The following is a 16,597-nucleotide window of genomic DNA, read 5'->3' on the forward strand; positions in this document are numbered from 1 at the left end:
GGGATTATCCGGTGCGGCAGCGCGATGTGCAGCCCTCGAGTGCAGAATTGCGCTGGGCCACAGAGAATTACACCGATGTACTCTGCTGTGCGCCGCGGCGTGCCCCCAGGTCGGCGGGTGGGCACACGGCGCGGGGGCGGGTGGATAACGAGATGGGATCGATCTGTGGGGGTGGCGCCTGCCGGTCGTGCCGCTCGGGGGTCGCCGGTGCGCGGCTGACGAACCAGACGGCGGCGACCACGACCGCGCATCCGATCGACTGGACGAGAGTGGGGCGCTCGTGCACGAGGGCGATCGCCACCCCCATCGCCAGCACGGGCTGAGCGAGCAACAGCGTCGCGCCGACCTCGGACGGGAGCCGGGGGAGGCCGATTCCGATCAGGACCCAGCCGAGCACCTGGCCGCTCAGCGCCAGCATCGCCAGCCATCCGAGGGCGGGCCAACCGGGGGTGAGGTCGACCGGGCCCCACAGCGAGCCGACGGAAGTGCCGACGACGCCGGCGACGAGAGTCGACACGAACACCTGCGAGGAGGCTCTTCGTTCCGAACCCGCCCGACCGGCGACGAAGAGGTAGGTGCCGTACGCGAGGCCTGCGGCCAGTGCCAGCAGTGTTCCCCACATCGACCGATCGGTCTCGCCGCCGCCGAACAGGGCTCCACCGGCGAGCGCGACACCGGCGAACAGGAAGGGAACCGCCAGGACGAAGCGCACCGGAACCCGTTCGCGGAAGACCAGCCACGCCAGCAGCGGGACGACGACGACCTGGACGTTGACGACGACCGTGGCGATTCCGGCACCGATCATCTCGATCGATCGTGCCCACAGCGCGAAGTCGATGCCCAGCATCGCGCCGCCGAGCGCCTGGGTGGCGAGCACGCGGCGTGAAATGCCTCCGTGTCGCCGAATCTCGTGCAGGGCAAGAAGGCCCAGTACGGGAAGAGCGAATGCGCACCGGAAGAGGGTCGATGTCGCCGGCGACACCCCGGAGAGCTTGATCAGGCCGGCCGTCAGCGACGTCGCCGCGGCACCTGCCAGCACCGTCACCCGCGGATCCACGGGGGTGACGGTGAAGCGGGGGCGGGCGACGAGCACAGGCGGCAGGCGCGGTCCGGAGGTCATGCTCGAATTCTCGAGGGGCCGACCCGTGAGCACAAGTAAATATTCGTGCCGATGAATCGGTAGAGTTACTACCGTGTTGAGCGTCGAGCGCCTCCGGGCCCTGTGTGCGGTCGCCGAGTACGGTTCGATCAGTGCGGCGGCGCAGGCCCTGCATGTGACCCCGTCGGGGGTATCGCAGCAGTTGCACAAGTTCGAGCGCGAGGTCGGTGTGGCGCTGCTGGTGCCGTCCGGTCGCGGAGTGCAGCTCACCGATGCGGGCCGCCTGCTGGCGCGCCGTGGGCGAGAGGTGATATCCCTTCTGGCGCAAGCAGAATCGGAGGTCGTGTCCCTCGAGCGCGACGTGGTCGGAGACCTGCAGATCGGGTCGTTCGCGTCGGCGAGCCGGGTCGTCGCTCCGGCGGCGATCGCCGCCCTGCAGCGCCGCCACGCCGGACTCCGGATCGGTTTCGTCGTCGATGAGACCGAGGAACTCGTCCCTGCGGTTGTTCGGCGTGAGTTGGATCTGGCCGTCGTCGACAGCTGGGTCACGATGCCGTTCCAGCTCCCCGAAGCGGCGGTATGCACGCTCGTGCACCGTGATTCCGCCGACGTTGCGCTTCCGATCGATCATCCTCTGGCGCACCGGGACTACGTCGATCTCGACGAGATCGCGCAGATGCCGTGGACGACCTGGACGAAGGGTGCCGTCTTCCACACCTGGCTGGTCCAGACGCTGCGCAAGCGGGGCGTCGAGCCCCGGGTCCGTTACGAGGTGCCGGAGTTCGCTGCCCAGCTCGAGTTCGTCGCGCACGGCCTCGCCGCCGCACTGGTGCCGCGCCTGGCTCGGGTGTGGGTGCCGGAGACGATCGCGATCGTGCCGGTACGGCCGACGTTGGAGCGGGAAATCTACGCCCTCCGGCGCCGGGACAACGACCGGCCCGCGGTGCGCGCCGGTATCGCGGCGCTCAGCGAGTCGTTTGCCGGGATCGGTACCTGAGTGTGCCAGTGGACCGCCTCCGCGATCCCGGTGCGTCCACCTCCGGTTCTCGCCTGCCGCAATCGATTACGTGCGCGTGCCTCCGCAGGTGCCGACGTCCCGCTCGGGGCGCAGGCCCCGGAGGAACACCGCGATCGGCCGGGCCAGTAGCGCGACGCTCTCCTCCGTGCCGGCGGTGACACCGTCCAGCGACCGGGCGCCGAGCAGCCGGTCCGCGGTCAGTCCCTCGGCCAGGCTCACGAGATCGGCGGCTGCGCCGTCGGCGTCCTCGGCTTCGCAGGCGAGCGCGAGGCCGCGCGCGGCCTCGCGGGAGAACAGAGAGGTCGCCAGGGCGGCGCGCTGTTCGGCGGCGATGGTCGGATCGGTGGCCAGGGCATACCGCACGAGCAGATCCCGGCGGCGGTGGCTCAGGTTGTGGTCGAGCACCGTCGCGACCGCTCGCGCGGCGGCGTCGACGTCGATCGGGGCCGGTGGCCGGGTGAGGCCGGAGTGTGCGAACTCGGCACGGGAGCGTTCGGTGAGACGGCGCACGGCCGCATCGATCAGACCGCTGCGGGTGCGGAAGTAGTACGAGCACGAACCGTCGGGAAGGTCGAGGGCGCGGTCCACCGCCCGGTGGGTCAGGGCGCGCAGTCCGTCACGGGCGATCAGGTCGAGGGTGGTCTCGGCGATCAGGGCGCGGCGATCGGGACTGCGGGCCATGCCCGGAACTCTACACATGTAGAGTCCCCGGCACGTGCAGAGGAGGATGACGGTGGACGATCCGCACCAGCGCGCCGGCGCGGAGGCGCTGCATCGGCTCGGTGGCGATCTCGCTGCCCGGCGGGCCTCCCCGTCGGGCGTCTACCTGTGGGGGCCGGTCGGCCGGGGCAAGACGTGGCTGATGGACCGGTTTCTCGAGACGGTGCCCGTGCCCGCGCGACGGCACCACTTCCACGGCTTCTTCACCGCCCTGCATGCGCATGCGCATCGACTCGGCTCGATCGACGACGCCGTCGATGCCGCGGTCGGCGACGCCCGCGTGCTGTGCTTCGACGAGTTCCACGTCCACGACATCGGCGACGGCATGCTCGTCGCGCGTGCCGTGCGCACCCTCCTCGGACGGGGCGTCGCGCTCGTCGCCACCTCCAACTATCCGCCGTCGGGGTTGCTGCCCAACCCCCTGTTCCACCACCTGTTCGAACCCACCATCGTCCTGCTCGAACGCCGGATGGAGGTGGTCGAGGTCGGGGGGCCGATCGACCGTCGCCGCACGGCCGCGCCCGCACCGGACGGCGGGTTCGGGTCGGGCGAGTTCCTCTCGCCCGGCGTCCTCGACCTGCCGGAACCGGGAGAGCGGCGAACGCTGCGGCCGTCGGGCCGGGCTCTGCCTGCGCTCGCCGTGCGCGGCGGCGTCGTCTGGTTCGACTTCGCCGACCTGTGCTGCGCGCCCACCGCGCCCGCCGACTACCTCGCAGTCCTTCGCGACCACCGCGAGTGGATCGTCACCGGCGTCCCGCCGTTGCGCGAGGTCGACCCGGACGCCCTGCGCCGCTTCGGCAACGTCGTCGATGTGCTGTGCGACGCCGGCGCCCGGCTCACCGTGTGCGCCACCGTCGCGCGCGCCGACTTCGCGACGTCCGTCCCCGCCGAACCCGACGTCGACCGGCTGCTCAGCCGCCTCGCCCTGCTCCGCGAACCCGCCCGAGCCTGGATTCAGGACAGCCAAACCTTATAGACTGCCGCGGTGTCACCACGTTCCACCGAGCTCGTCGACTGTCCGACGGTTCCGTTCGTCCGACGCCTCGCCGAGCACGGCGAACGGACCGCACTCGTCTGCGACGGCGCCGAGATCACCTATCGCGACCTGGCCGAGCGGGTCGCCGGCATCGCCGACCGACTCGGCACCACCCGCCGGCTCGTGCTCGTCGTCGGAGCCAACACCGTCGACGCGATCGTCGCCTACCTGGCGGCGCTGTCCGCCGGCCATCCCGTCCTGCTCGTGCCCGGCGACCGGCCCGACGCCCTCGCCGCGACGATCGAGGCGTACCGGCCCGACGTCGTCGTCGACGGCGGCCGCCTGGAGGAACTCGCCGAGGGCACCGGCCACGACCTGCACCCCGACCTGGCGCTGCTGTTGAGCACCTCCGGCTCGACCGGCTCGCCCAAGCTCGTCCGCCTGTCGCACCGCAACGTGCAGGCCAACGCCGAGGCCATCGCCGACTACCTCGACATCCGCGACACCGACCGCGCGATCACCACGCTGCCGATGCACTACTGCTACGGGCTGTCGGTGCTGCACAGCCACCTGTTGCGGGGCGCCGGCGTCGTGCTCACCGACCGGTCCGTCACCGACCCCGGATTCTGGGACCTCGTGCACCGGCACCGGATCAGTGCACTCGCCGGCGTGCCGTACACCTTCGACCTGCTCGACCGTGTCGGTTTCGCGGACATGGCCCTGCCGCACCTGCGCTACGTCACCCAGGCCGGCGGTCGCCTCGACCCCGACCGCGTCCGCCGCTACGTCGGCCTCGGCCATCGCCGCGGGTGGCGGTTCTTCGTGATGTACGGGCAGACCGAGGCCACCGCCCGCATGGCCTACCTGCCCCCGCATCTCGCCGCGGAGCACCCCGACACGATCGGCGTCCCCGTCCCCGGCGGCGCCTTCCGCATCGACCCCGTGCCCGAGGCCGGCGACGGTGCCGGCGAACTCGTCTACACCGGGCCCAACGTCATGCTCGGCTATGCCACGGACCCGTCCGATCTGGCTCTGGGGCGCACCGTCGACGAACTGCGCACCGGTGATCTCGCCGTCCGCACCGACGCCGGGCTGTACCGGATCGTCGGCCGTCGATCGCGCTTCGCGAAGCTGTTCGGTCTTCGCATCGATCTGCAACGCATCGAATCCGTCCTCACGCGCCACGAACTCGCCGCGTGCTGCGCCGGCGGCGACGACGAACTGATCGTCGCCGTCGAGTCCGCCGACGCCGCGCACGTACGGGCGGTCGCGGCGCGCGCGAGCGGACTGCCCGAGTCCGCGGTGCGGGTGTGCGTCGTGGCCGAGCTGCCCCGCACACCGAACGGCAAACCGGACTACCGCGCTGTCGCCGCTCTGGGCGCTACCCCGGTGCCGCCGCGGCCGGCCCCCGAATCTCGGGCCGCCGACCTCCGGCAACTGCGGGAGCTCTACGCGGACGTACTCAGCCGCGACGACGTCACCGACGACAGCACGTTCGTCGGCCTCGGGGGCGACTCGCTGTCGTACGTGCGCATGTCGGTGCGGCTCGAGCGGCTGCTCGGGCACCTGCCCGCGGACTGGCCGACGACGCCGCTGCGCGAGCTGAGCCCGTCGTCGCGCCGGACACCGCGAGGCTGGCGGACCGTCGAGACCAACGTGCTCATCCGTGCCGTGGCGATCGTGTTCATCGTCGGCTCGCACCTGCACCTGTTCGCCCTCGTGGGGGGAGCGCATGTGCTGCTCGCCGCCGCGGGCTACAACTACGCGCGGTTCCAGCTGCCCAAGCCTCGCGCCGAACGGCTGCGCACCACCCTGCTCAGTGTCGCGCGGGTCGCCGCACCCGCCGCCGTGTGGATCGGCGCGGTACACGTGATCACCGGCGAGTACCGCTGGTCGAGTGTGCTGCTGCTCAACGGGGTGTTCGGACCGCCCGCCTGGACGAGGGAGTGGCGGTACTGGTTCGTCGAGGCACTGGTGTACGCGCTGGTCGCGGTGGCTCTGCTGCTCGCCGTTCCGTGGTTCGACCGGCACGAGCGACGATTCCCGTTCGCGTTCCCGCTCGGACTGGTGGGCCTGGGGCTGCTGACCCGGTACGAGGTGCTCGGGCCGGACATGCCGACCAGTCAGATCCTCGCCTCGTACGTGGTGTTCTGGCTCTTTCCGCTGGGCTGGGCGGCAGCCCGGGCCGACGCGGGGTGGCAACGGCTGGTGGTCTCCGCCGTGGCGATCGCGACCGTACCGGGGTTCTTCCACGCCGAACCCGAGCGCACCGCGCTCGTGATCGGTGGGCTGCTCCTGTTGATCTGGGTGCCGCGGATGTGGTGGCCGGTGCTGCTGGTGCGGCCGGCCGAGGTGCTCGCCGCGTCGTCGCTGTACATCTACCTGACCCACTTCACGGTCTATCCGCAACTGCGGGACATCGACCCGTGGCTCGCGTTCGCGGCGTCACTCGTCGTGGGTGTGGCGTACTGGCAGCTGTGGGTGCGGCTGGGACAGCTGTGGGGCCGCTTGGGCAGGGGTCCCGTCGGCGCGATGCTCGCGCGGTCCGGTGCTACTCGCGCGCGTGAGGACGCGCGCAAGTAGCACCGGGGGGTGCGGATACGGGCCGACCTCTCGTCAGGGCAGCAGCCGGTCGATGAAGCTGTTGCTGAAGATCCGGTGCGGGTCGAGGCGGTTGTACACCGCTCGCGCCGAGTCCCAGTTCTCGTCCGCGGGCACGCCCTCGCGGTAGGTGTCGGGCAGGACCTGCTCGACGATCCGCTGGTCCGTGTAGGGCAGCTCGGGACCGAACGCCCAGCCCTTGGACCATTCGGGACGGAACGTGGCGCCGCCGTTGTCGTAGTGTCCGCGCATCCACTGCTCCATCTCGCGGTAGAACGCGAACATCCCGGGTGTACCGGGCACCCCGAGCACGTTGAGCCAGATCGCGGTGTCCCATTCGGGGTGATCGGGTCGCGGGCGGGTCGCGGAGATGGTCGGCGGCCCGGCGGACGGGACCTGCACGTCGTCGGGCTGGTCGAGTCCGCAGCATCGGATCTCGACGGGGCCGTTGAGCGGGTACTGCCCCAGTGCCCGGTAGTGCTCGATGCGCTGATGGAACCACTGCGTGAAGTCGTGGATCACGTTCGCGATGTTGGCGCGGTTGGTGAGGACCGCGCCGCCGCCCTCCGTGAGCCGCAGGGTGGTGGCCTTGATGTAGAACTGCAGATCCTTCGACCAGCCCCAGATGTCGCTCGAGTTCGTGGCGGCGAGGCCCGCGACGGTGGTGTTGTAGTAGACCTGGCCGAAGGCCGGGGCGACGGCCGGATTCCCGGCGGTCATCTGCCCGAGCAGATCGGTGACCGGCTCGGGGACGTTGTCCGAGAACGGGTAGTTGTAGGGGCCGAACACCTCGCGGGACGTGGCCGGCCGTTCGGGGGCGAGGGACCACACCTTCATCCACGGCTTGTCGGTGAAGGGGTACCAGATCGCCTCCGCACGCCCGGAAGCGCGCACGAAGCTCTCGAAGGTGCGTCCGGCGGCGCCGGCGGGGGCGAAGAGTTCGCGCCAGTCGATGTCGGTGTAGCTCTGGCACCGCATCCGCGTGTTCGGCCCGGCCTGCAGGGTGACCGAGGTGACGAACGTGCGACCCAGGTGCGTGAGCAGTGCGGTGCTGTCGGCGTCCGCGCGCGTGACGGTGCGCAGCGCGTACTCGCTCCCGTTCCACGCCACCACGGTCAGTTCCGTGACGAGGTTGCTCAGCGAGCCGAACGTGTTCCCCGGCACCTGCGCTTCGCCGTCGGCGGGTAACGCGGCGCCGTGGGCGTTGACGGCCAGGGAACCGGCGACGGACAGTACGCCGGGCGCGGGAAGGTTGGCCCAGCCGAGTCCGTTCGCCTGCAGCGCCGTGGTGATCGCGTCGAGCGTCGCGCCCGCACCGGCGGTGACGGTGGCGGGTGCCGATCCGGGGTTCACCGACACTGCGTTCAGGTGCACCATCGTGTCCGCCAGGATCACCTTGTCGATCGGTGCGCCGTTGACGATGGTCAGCGGCGTCCACCCGTGCATCGCGCCGCGTGGCCGGATGGTGTACCCGTGGGCGTGGGCCCAGTTCGCGAGGCGGACGACGTCCTCGGGACTGCGCGGGGCGCAGGTCCAGATGGCGTCCAGCATGATCTCCTTGGACCAGTTCTGGTAGGCCTGCTGGTACAGGGCGATGCCGTCGGGGAAGGCGGCCGGGGTGGGCAGCGTGGCGCCGGACGAGCCGGCCGGCACGGCGTGGACGGGGGTCCAGCCGCCGAGCGCGGTGGCCGCGAGGGCACCCGCGCCGGCCGCGAGGAAACCGCGACGGGACAGGCGCAGGGGTTCGGTGCGAATCGTCATGGATGCGCTGCTTTCTCACCGCCCCGTGCCGGGACGGTGCTGGGGGAGGGCGGTGCTGGGAGAGGGCGGTGCTGGGGGAGGGCGGTGCTGGGGGAGGGCGGTGCTGGGGGAGGACGGGGTCAGGCGAGGGTGAGGACGACGTCGGTGAGGGCGGGGGCGAGGTCACGCTCGACCACCGCGGCTGTCGCGAGCACGCGGTCGCCGGTCCGCCAGGCGCGCACCCTCAGTGTCTCGCCGGGAAAGACGACGCCGGCGAATCGAGCCTTGAATCCCCGTACGGCCACGGCATCCCCGGCGAGGGCCGCATCCGTGATCGTCTTGCAGACGATCCCGTAGGTGCACAGCCCGTGCAGGATCGGGGCGGGAAATCCGGCGGCTGTCGCGAACTCCGGATCCGAGTGCAGCGGGTTGCGGTCGCCGCACAGCCGGTACAGCAGGGCCTGCTGCGGCAGCGTCGCGACGTCCACCTCGAAATCGGGTGCCCGGCCGGGAAGTTCGACGGACTCGGACGGTCCGCGTTCGCCGCCGAAGCCGCCCTCGCCGCGGGCGAAGATGGACGAACGGGCCGTCCACAGCGGACTACCGGCCGGATCCGTGGTCGTCGACTCCTGGACGATGACCGCGGCCTTGCCCTTGTCCCACACCTCGGCGATCCGGGTCACGGTGCGGCCCTTGCCTTCCGGCGGCAGGGGAGCGTGCACCGTCACCTCCTGGCTGCCGTGCACCACCTTCGCCAGGTCGATCTCGACACCCGGGAACGACACCTTCGGCGGCTCGGTCGCGTGGAACGTCGCCGCGACGGTGGCGAAGGTGGGCAGGACCTGCGGGTCGCCGTCGCGCAGGTAGCGGAGCTCACCGAGGTCGGTGGGACGGGCTCCGGCGCCGAGGCCGAGGTGATAGAGCTGGACGTCGCTGCTGCTCCAGGTGAATTCCTGGACGGGCAGTTCGGCGCCGAGCGCGACGGCGGGATCGATGGGCACGAATGAGCCTTTCTGTTCGGCGGACGGAGATCGGCGCGGCCGGGTGCGGGTCAGTGCTGTTCGACGGTCTCGGAGACCGGCGGCACCGCCGGCTGCTCCGGCCGGGCGAGTGCATCGAGGACCGCGAGATAGGCGAAGGTCATGGCCGGGCCGATCGTGGCGCCCGGTCCGGCGTACGTGTGGCCCATGACGGGACCGCTGGCATTGCCGGCCGCGTAGAGGCCCTCGATCACGGTCCCGTCCTCGCGCAGGACCCGGGCGTCGGCGTCGGTGCGCAGGCCACCCTTGGTGCCTAGATCGCCGGGCACCACCTTGATCGCGTAGAAGGGGGCTTTGTCGATGACGCCGAGACTCGGGTTGGGCTTGTTGCGCGGGTCGCCGTAGTAGTGGTCGTAGCCCGATTCCCCGCGCCCGAAGTCCTCGTCCCGGCCCGCCCGGGCGAAACCGTTGAAGCGTTCCACCGTCGCGGTGAGGGCGGCGGCCGGAACCCCGATCTTCCCGGCGAGCTCGGCGATCGAGCCGGCGCGGACGACGACACCCGCCTTCAGCCAGCGCTTGGGGAAGGGGCTGCGGGGCGTGATGCCGGCGAAGGTGTAGCGGTTGCGGTAGCGCTGGTCGAGGATCATCCAGCACGGGATGTTCTCGCCGGGCCCGTCGCCCCGGCCGTGCCGACCGCCGTACATGGCGTGCACCGCTTCGACGTACGGGGCGGATTCGTTGACGAAGCGCCGGCCCGCCGCGTTGACCATCATCGAGCCCGGCAGGCTGCGCTCGGACAGGGCGAACCACGGGCCGCCGGTGAGCGGGAAGGACGGGCCCCACCAGGCGTCGTCCATGAAATCGACGGCGGCGCCGAGGGACTGGCCCGCGCGGATGCCGTCCCCGGTGTTGGCCTTCGCGCCGACGGTCCACTCGGTGCCGATCGGCGCGCGCTGGTACTGCGTGCGCATCTGCTCGTTGTGTTCGAAACCGCCGGAGGCGATCACGACGCCGCGGCGGGCCCGGACGGTGCGCTGCTGTCCGTCCGACTCGACCCGCACACCGCGCACCACCCCGTCCTCGACGACGAGGTCCGTCAAAGCGGTGTTCAGCAGCAGCGGTACTCCGGCGTCACGCAGACCCATGCGGAGTCCGGCCATGAGTGCCTGGCCGCGGACCAGCAGGTGCCTTCTGCGGGCCCGCGCCCACAGGTACCGCACGCCGACCTTCGCGGCGCGGACCGGCCCGCGGGGATTGCGCATGAGCAGGTTGAGCCACTTGTAGTCGGCCTGGGTGATGACGAAGTTGGGTGGGCCCTTGACATAGTCGGGTTCGAGCAGGGCGAGGTCGTCGCCGAGTCGCTTGCCGTCGAACGGCTTCGGTTCGACGGACCGCCCGCCGAGCCGGCCGCCGGGGGCCTCGGGGTAGTAGTCGGAGTAGCCCGGCACCCACTGCAGTTCCAGGGCGCTGTGCTCCAGGACGAAGGACAGCATCTCGGGCCCGCGGTCGATGTAGGTGTCGATCTTGTCGGCGGGCACCACGTCGCCGATGATGCTGTGCAGGTAGGTGCGGGCCGCCTCCGGGGTGTCGGTGACGCCGGCCGCCCCGAGGACCTCGTTGTTCGGAATCCACACCCCGCCGCCCGAGCGCGCACTCGAACCGCCGTAGTGCGGTGCCTTCTCGACCAGGACGACGCTCGCGCCCCGGTGCGCGGCGGTCAGCGCGGCGGTCATTCCGCCGGCGCCGCTGCCGACGACGACGATGTCGTATTCCTGCTTGATCATGTAGAACACGTTATAGAATGATGGCGCGGTGAGTCCATCCCTTCTGCCAGGAAGATCACCCGCACACCACGCGTCGAACGGAAACAGGTTGCAGAACATGCCGGTCGCCGGTGAACAGGAAGGAACCGCAATGCTGCCGACGCAACTGCGCACCCGGCTGGCGGACGAGCTCGAGGCCGCCGAGCGCGACCGTACCCCCGTCGACCCGCTCGTGGCCCGGCACCCCGACATCGACGTCGTCGACGCCTACGAGATCCAGCTGATCAACATCCGGCGTCGCCTCGCGGCCGGTGCTCGCGTGGTCGGCCACAAGGTGGGGCTGTCGTCCCTGGCCATGCAGCAGATGATGGGTGTGGACGAGCCCGACTACGGTCATCTGCTCGACGACATGCAGGTCTTCGAGGACCGGCCCGTCGACACCTCGCGATACTGCTTTCCGCGGGTGGAGGTCGAGGTGGCCTTCGTGCTCGGCAAGGACCTGCCCGGGGCGGACTGCGCCGAGAACGACGTCCTCGATGCCACCGTCGCGTTCGCGCCGTCCATCGAACTGATCGACAGCCGGATCAAGGACTGGAAGATCGGCCTCGCGGACACCATCGCCGACAATGCCTCGTCTGCCGGCTGGGTGCTCGGCACGCAGCGGGTCGCGCCGTCCGATATCGACATCAAGGGCATCGACGCGGTGCTCACCCGCAACGGCGAGCGGATCGCCGAGGGACGCAGCGACGCGGTGCTCGGCAATCCCGTCACCGCGGTCGCGTGGCTCGCCCGCAAGGTCGACAGTTTCGGGGTGCGGCTGAAGGCGGGCGACATCGTCCTGCCCGGTTCGTGCACGCGGGCGATCGATGCGCGCCCCGGCGACGAGTTCCACGCCGAGTTCGCGGGACTGGGCTCCGTCTCGCTCACGTTCTCGTGACCACCCGGTCCCGACTGCAAGGAGAAACCATGGCCAAGGCACGTGTCGCAATCGTCGGGTCGGGCAACATCAGCACCGACCTGCTCTACAAGCTGCAACGCTCGGATGTGCTCGAGCCTCGCTGGATGATCGGTATCGACCCCGCGAGCGAGGGACTCGCCCGCGCCCGCACGCTCGGCCTGGAGACGTCGGCCGAGGGGATCGACTGGTTGCTCGCGCAGCCGGAGAAGCCGGACCTGGTGTTCGAGGCGACGTCCGCATACGTGCACCGGGAGGCCGCACCGAGGTACGAGGCGGCCGGCATCCGGGCGATCGATCTCACCCCCGCGGCCGTCGGACCGGCCGTCGTGCCGCCCGCGAACCTCGGTGCGCACCTGGACGTGCCCAACGTCAACATGATCACCTGCGGCGGCCAGGCCACCATCCCGATCGTGCACGCCGTCTCCCGCGTGGTGGACGTGCCCTACGCCGAGATCGTGGCGTCGGTGGCGTCGGTATCCGCCGGTCCGGGCACCCGCGCCAACATCGACGAGTTCACCAAGACCACCAGCCGGGGCATCGAGACCATCGGCGGTGCCCGCAGAGGCAAGGCGATCATCGTCCTCAATCCGGCGGACCCGCCGATGATCATGCGCGACACCATCTTCTGTGCCATCCCCGAGGACGCCGACCGGGACGCGATCGCCGAATCCATCCACCGCGTCGTCGCCGACGTGCAGCAGTACGTGCCCGGCTACCGTCTGCTCAACGAACCGCAGTTCGACGATCCGACCGTCGTGTCCGGCGGGCACGCCACCGTCACCACCTTCGTCGAGGTCGAGGGCGCCGGCGACTTCCTGCCGCCGTACGCCGGCAACCTCGACATCATGACCGCGGCCGCCACCAAGGTGGGCGAGGAGATCGCCCGCGCACTCCTCTCGGCGGACGCCCTCCCCTCGAACACCTCCGTGAAGGCGTGAATCCGATGACCGCTACCGACCGCCGCGACGACATCTTCTTCGAACCGTCGTGGGACATCCGCGTGACCGACACGTCGCTGCGCGACGGCTCCCACCACAAGCGTCACCAGTTCGACCGGGAGGAGGTGCGTGCCGTCGTCGCCGCCCTCGACCTCTCGGGCGTCCCCGTCATCGAGGTCACCCACGGCGACGGTCTCGGGGGCTCGTCGTTCAACTACGGGTTCTCGAAGGTGCCCGAGCAGGAACTGATCAAGATCGCCGTCGACACCGCCCAGCACGCGAAGATCGCGTTCCTCATGCTCCCCGGCGTCGGCATCAAGGAGGACATCGTCGAGGCGCAGGACAACGGCGCCTCGATCTGCCGCATCGCCACGCACTGCACCGAGGCCGACGTGTCCGTCCAGCACTTCGGGCTCGCCCGCGAGCGCGGACTCGAGACCGTGGGCTTCCTGATGATGGCGCACACCGTCACCCCGGAGAAGCTCGCCGAGCAGGCCCGCATCATGGCCGACGCCGGCTGCCAGTGCGTGTACGTCGTGGACTCGGCCGGCGCGCTCGTCCTCGAACAGGTCACCGAGCGCGTCGAGGCGCTCGTCGCCGAACTCGGCTCCGACGCACAGGTCGGATTCCACGGACATGAGAATCTCGGCCTGGGCGTGGCGAATTCGATCGCCGCGGTCCGCGCGGGTGCCAGGCAGATCGACGGGTCGGCCCGCCGGTTCGGCGCGGGTGCCGGCAACACCCCGGTCGAGGCGTTCGTCGGGGTGTGCGACAAGGTGGGGATCAAGACCGGCATCGACTTCTTCGCGATCGCCGACGCCGCGGAGGACGTCGTGCGCCCGGTGATGCCCGCCGAATGCCTCCTCGACCGTCAGGCCCTGATGATGGGCTACGCCGGGGTGTACTCGAGCTTCCTGCGCCACGCCGAGCGCCAGGCCGAGCGGTACGGGGTCTCCGCCGCGGAACTGCTGGTGCGGGCGGGCAAGCGCAAGCTCATCGGTGGCCAGGAGGACCAGTTGATCGACATCGCCCTCGAACTCCAGCGCGAGCAGCAGTCCGCCTGACCGACCGCCTGCCCGACCCCCGACCGACCCCCCGCCCGCCTGCCCGACCGAATGTCACATCGCGTCGATCCGATCGACGCGATGTGACATTCGGCCCCCCGGGGGCGCGTCGCTGCGCTCACAGGCGGGGGATCGCTCACGGCTTCACGAGTCCTGTTCGGTAGGCGATGACGACCAGTTGCGCGCGGTCGCGAGCCCCGAGTTTCACCATGGCATGGCTGACGTGGGTACGGGCGGTGGCCGGGCTGAGGCAGAGTTCGGCGCCGATCTCCTTGTTGCTCATGCCCATACCTACGAGCGTCAGGACCTCACGTTCCCGGTCGGTGAGAACCTCGAGCCGACGATCGGCGGCCTTGTCGGCGGTGCGCTGTGCGGTGAACTGGGCGATGAGTCGGCGCGTGATGCGCGGTGCGAGCAGAGCCTCTCCGGCGGCGATCACGCGGATACCGTGCAGGAGCTCGGCGGGGCCGGCGTCCTTGAGCAGGAAGCCGCTGGCGCCGGCCTGCAAGCCTTCGAAGACGTAGGCGTCGGTGTCGTAGGTGGTCAGGATGAGGATGCGTACGTGCTGGAGCCCGGGGGTGGTGGTGATCTGCCGGGTGGCCTCGATGCCGTCCATCTTCGGCATCCGGATATCCATGAGGACGACGTCCGGGCGCACGGCGCGGGCCTGCTCCACGGCCTCGGCGCCGGTTGCGGCTTCCCCGACCACCGTGATGCCGTCCTCGACCTCGAGCAGGATCCTGAAACCGGACCGCACGAGATGCTCGTCGTCTACGAGCAGGACCTTGATGGGGGCGTCGGGGCCGGAGGCGCCCGGGTTCATGCGTTCACCGTTCCGGTCGGGGCCAAGGGCAGCCGGGCGGTGACGGCGAAGCCACCGCCCGGGAGCGGACCGGCGTCGAAGTCTCCGCCCAGGAGCTGGCAACGCTCGCGCATTCCCACGATCCCGTGTCCGCGTGTGCCCGTGCCGGCGAACCCACCGTCGGCACGGTCGGCTGCTTCCTCGGTGTCCCCACCGATGCGCGGGCCGTCGTTCGTCACGCGGACTTCCACGGCGTCGGGGCCGTAGTCGAGTACGACCGCGACCCGGGTCGGGCCGACGTGGCGAATCACATTGGTGATCGACTCCTGCAGGATCCGGTACACGGCGCTGCCGACCGCGCCGGGTACGGGCGGCGGGGGTGAGATCGTCTCCAACTCGACGTCGAGCCCGGCGTCGCGCGCCCTGGCGGTGAGTTCGCCGACCTGCGCGAGGCCCGGCGGCGGGAGGCGGTCGTCGCGGTCGTCGCGAAGGACTCCGAGGATGGCCCGCATCTCCTGCAGTGCCCGGGAACTGGTCTGCTCGATGGCCTCGAGCGTCCGGCGTGCTTGTTCGGGTCGCTTGTCCAGCACGTGCGCGGTGACCCCGGATTGCACGTTGATGACGGCGATGGCGTGCGCGACGGTGTCGTGGACCTCGCGTGCGATCCTGAGCCGTTCCTCGTCGACCCGGGCGCGTGCTTCGTCCTCACGAGAGCGTTCTGCCAGTTCGGCGCGCTCGAGCGCTTCCTCCGCAATGACTCTCCTCGAGCGGACGCTCTCCCCGAGGGCGGCACTCATGCCCGCGGCGCCGATCCGGAAGTACACCCAGCCGACCGCGGCGGGGGGCTCGATGTCGGCCGCGGCGAGCAGCCACACCGCGGACAGTGCTGCAATGCCGACCCCGGCCACCACCAGCGAGCGACGTCCGTCGCCGCGGGCGGTGAGGGTGTAGAGGGCCACGAACAGGCCCAGCCATGTGGGACCGTCCGGGAAATCGAGCGCGTAGTACACCATGCTCGCGAGCGCGGTCACGACGAACACTGCGACGGGACGGCGGCGGCGCCAGACCAGGACCGCGCCGCCGGTGACCAAGAGGAGGTAGCCGAGATTCCCGAGGTCGGACAGCGGGCGCAGCACGGCCTCCGGTTCCCCGCCGTTGCGGACGACCGTGCCCTGGACCTGCATCACCGTGATGAACACCGCCAGGAGCACATCCTGCGCCCAGGCGGGCGGGCGGAACAACGTGACGCGCTCCTGCATGGCGCGATCATATGGCTCCGGGCCGGGATGACAACTCCCCCGAACTGCGCAACCGCCTACGTCGAGGAGCGTGGTTGCGGGTGAGCGACCTACGTCGAACTCCGTATCCGCTGCCGCCCGCCGCCCGAGGACACCGCGTTTGCCGAGACACGACGATCGAGTGCGTCCGCTCAGCGACGGAGGCCTCCGGTAGCCGTCGTTCGACCGAAAGGATCCGCAATGCCTGTCCTCGACTTGCTTGCCGCACCGGCGACGACACAGGTCGTCGTTCTCGCTGCCGGCTACGAACTCGGCGTCGGACGAGCCGTGCCCACAGCGGCAGCCGTACTGGGGTTGATCAGCGCCGTCGCCGGGGGGCTGGCCCTGGCCCGATCCCGCCGGCCCGGCACCGGACCAGCCCGGACGATCGTGGCCGTGGTGCTGGGGCCGCTCAGCGTGATCGCCGGTGGAGTACACGGGGTCAACGCCGCCGGGGGCCTCGGCACCGGCAACGGGCTCGCCGGCGCCGTCGTCGCCGTGGCGCTGGGACTGACCGGCACGGTCCTCGGCGGGCTCGCTCTGGCTCGCGCTCGTCGCCGCTCCGGACATGGCTCCGGTCCCGCGCCCGCGTCGTGAGCGCCCGACCGGTCCGCCGGCGCGGGGTGCTGCGCAGTGACCCGGCGCCGCCCCCGACCGGCAG

The 16,597-nt window shown here is 70.7% G+C and carries 14 protein-coding genes; 7 read left to right on the plus strand and 7 right to left on the minus strand.

Translation table 11 applies throughout. The features are described from left to right. Window positions 1–67: 67 nt before the first annotated feature. Window positions 68–1,120: a DMT family transporter gene (locus ACWPQI_RS03280; protein ID WP_225222883.1), complete on the minus strand. Its 1,053-nt coding sequence runs from the start codon at window positions 1,118–1,120 to the stop codon at window positions 68–70. Between the two features lie 73 nt (window positions 1,121–1,193). Here ACWPQI_RS03280 and ACWPQI_RS03285 point away from each other — a divergent pair, with 73 nt between their 5' ends. After that, the gene (locus ACWPQI_RS03285; protein WP_474738641.1) at window positions 1,194–2,096 is read left to right on the plus strand and encodes a LysR family transcriptional regulator; all 903 of its coding nucleotides are present in this window, start codon (window positions 1,194–1,196) and stop codon (window positions 2,094–2,096) included. 66 nt (window positions 2,097–2,162) lie between these two features. Here ACWPQI_RS03285 and ACWPQI_RS03290 read toward each other — a convergent pair whose 3' ends face one another. Continuing rightward, window positions 2,163–2,798 carry a TetR/AcrR family transcriptional regulator gene (locus ACWPQI_RS03290; protein ID WP_017680921.1) on the minus strand — a complete coding sequence of 212 codons (636 nt, stop codon included), beginning with the start codon at window positions 2,796–2,798 and terminating at the stop codon, window positions 2,163–2,165. 46 nt (window positions 2,799–2,844) lie between these two features. Between ACWPQI_RS03290 and zapE the strand changes: the two genes are divergently transcribed. Beyond that, a complete protein-coding gene (zapE, locus tag ACWPQI_RS03295) occupies window positions 2,845–3,813 on the plus strand; it encodes a cell division protein ZapE (protein ID WP_017680920.1) in 969 nt (322 codons plus the stop codon). Window positions 3,814–3,822: 9 nt separating this feature from the next. Beyond that, entirely contained in the window at window positions 3,823–6,396 is a 2,574-nt protein-coding gene (locus ACWPQI_RS03300; RefSeq protein WP_040273811.1) for a non-ribosomal peptide synthetase, read from the plus strand. A 33-nt stretch (window positions 6,397–6,429) separates the two neighbouring features. On the opposite strand, the gene ACWPQI_RS03305 is transcribed toward ACWPQI_RS03300, so the two are convergent. From ACWPQI_RS03305 to kstD, 3 genes are all read right to left on the minus strand, one after another. Further along, entirely contained in the window at window positions 6,430–8,175 is a 1,746-nt protein-coding gene (locus ACWPQI_RS03305) for a cholesterol oxidase substrate-binding domain-containing protein (protein WP_040273814.1), read from the minus strand. Window positions 8,176–8,294: 119 nt separating this feature from the next. Continuing rightward, window positions 8,295–9,155 (minus strand): MaoC/PaaZ C-terminal domain-containing protein, encoded by an 861-nt coding sequence (locus ACWPQI_RS03310; protein ID WP_010594513.1) that lies wholly within the window; start codon window positions 9,153–9,155, stop codon window positions 8,295–8,297. A 50-nt stretch (window positions 9,156–9,205) separates the two neighbouring features. After that, window positions 9,206–10,918, minus strand: a complete 1,713-nt coding sequence (kstD, locus tag ACWPQI_RS03315) for a 3-oxosteroid 1-dehydrogenase (RefSeq protein WP_059174920.1) — start codon at window positions 10,916–10,918, stop codon at window positions 9,206–9,208. A 130-nt stretch (window positions 10,919–11,048) separates the two neighbouring features. Here kstD and ACWPQI_RS03320 point away from each other — a divergent pair, with 130 nt between their 5' ends. The 3 genes from ACWPQI_RS03320 to dmpG are packed head-to-tail and all read left to right on the plus strand — an operon-like array spanning window position 11,049 to window position 13,857. Next, window positions 11,049–11,834, plus strand: a complete 786-nt coding sequence (locus ACWPQI_RS03320) for a 2-keto-4-pentenoate hydratase (protein ID WP_026138161.1) — start codon at window positions 11,049–11,051, stop codon at window positions 11,832–11,834. A 29-nt stretch (window positions 11,835–11,863) separates the two neighbouring features. Further along, window positions 11,864–12,793 (plus strand): acetaldehyde dehydrogenase (acetylating), encoded by a 930-nt coding sequence (locus ACWPQI_RS03325; protein ID WP_010594510.1) that lies wholly within the window; start codon window positions 11,864–11,866, stop codon window positions 12,791–12,793. A gap of 5 nt (window positions 12,794–12,798) precedes the next feature. Next, a complete protein-coding gene (gene dmpG / locus ACWPQI_RS03330) occupies window positions 12,799–13,857 on the plus strand; it encodes a 4-hydroxy-2-oxovalerate aldolase (protein WP_043823572.1) in 1,059 nt (352 codons plus the stop codon). 136 nt (window positions 13,858–13,993) lie between these two features. On the opposite strand, the gene ACWPQI_RS03335 is transcribed toward dmpG, so the two are convergent. After that, window positions 13,994–14,680 (minus strand): response regulator transcription factor, encoded by a 687-nt coding sequence (locus tag ACWPQI_RS03335; protein ID WP_010594508.1) that lies wholly within the window; start codon window positions 14,678–14,680, stop codon window positions 13,994–13,996. Continuing rightward, window positions 14,677–15,918 carry a sensor histidine kinase gene (locus tag ACWPQI_RS03340; protein WP_010594507.1) on the minus strand — a complete coding sequence of 414 codons (1,242 nt, stop codon included), beginning with the start codon at window positions 15,916–15,918 and terminating at the stop codon, window positions 14,677–14,679. The genes ACWPQI_RS03335 and ACWPQI_RS03340 overlap by 4 nt, the downstream gene beginning before the upstream one ends. Before the next feature lie 219 nt (window positions 15,919–16,137). Here ACWPQI_RS03340 and ACWPQI_RS03345 point away from each other — a divergent pair, with 219 nt between their 5' ends. After that, window positions 16,138–16,533 carry a DUF6223 family protein gene (locus ACWPQI_RS03345; protein ID WP_017680960.1) on the plus strand — a complete coding sequence of 132 codons (396 nt, stop codon included), beginning with the start codon at window positions 16,138–16,140 and terminating at the stop codon, window positions 16,531–16,533. The last annotated feature ends 64 nt before the right edge of the window (window positions 16,534–16,597 follow it).

It is taken from the genome of Rhodococcus sp. LMD (assembly GCF_056108245.1).

Excerpts from the sequence above, each read along its gene's own strand:
- ACWPQI_RS03345 (WP_017680960.1), top strand. The coding sequence starts at position 16,138 with ATGCCTGTCCTCGACTTGCTTGCCGCACCGGCGACGACACAGGTCGTC.
- ACWPQI_RS03290 (WP_017680921.1), bottom strand. The coding sequence starts at position 2,798 with ATGGCCCGCAGTCCCGATCGCCGCGCCCTGATCGCCGAGACCACCCTC.
- ACWPQI_RS03325 (WP_010594510.1), top strand. The coding sequence starts at position 11,864 with ATGGCCAAGGCACGTGTCGCAATCGTCGGGTCGGGCAACATCAGCACC.
- zapE (WP_017680920.1), top strand. The coding sequence starts at position 2,845 with ATGACGGTGGACGATCCGCACCAGCGCGCCGGCGCGGAGGCGCTGCAT.
- ACWPQI_RS03335 (WP_010594508.1), bottom strand. The coding sequence starts at position 14,680 with ATGAACCCGGGCGCCTCCGGCCCCGACGCCCCCATCAAGGTCCTGCTC.
- kstD (WP_059174920.1), bottom strand. The coding sequence starts at position 10,918 with ATGATCAAGCAGGAATACGACATCGTCGTCGTCGGCAGCGGCGCCGGC.
- ACWPQI_RS03320 (WP_026138161.1), top strand. The coding sequence starts at position 11,049 with ATGCTGCCGACGCAACTGCGCACCCGGCTGGCGGACGAGCTCGAGGCC.
- ACWPQI_RS03305 (WP_040273814.1), bottom strand. The coding sequence starts at position 8,175 with ATGACGATTCGCACCGAACCCCTGCGCCTGTCCCGTCGCGGTTTCCTC.
- ACWPQI_RS03280 (WP_225222883.1), bottom strand. The coding sequence starts at position 1,120 with ATGACCTCCGGACCGCGCCTGCCGCCTGTGCTCGTCGCCCGCCCCCGC.
- ACWPQI_RS03340 (WP_010594507.1), bottom strand. The coding sequence starts at position 15,918 with ATGCAGGAGCGCGTCACGTTGTTCCGCCCGCCCGCCTGGGCGCAGGAT.
- dmpG (WP_043823572.1), top strand. The coding sequence starts at position 12,799 with ATGACCGCTACCGACCGCCGCGACGACATCTTCTTCGAACCGTCGTGG.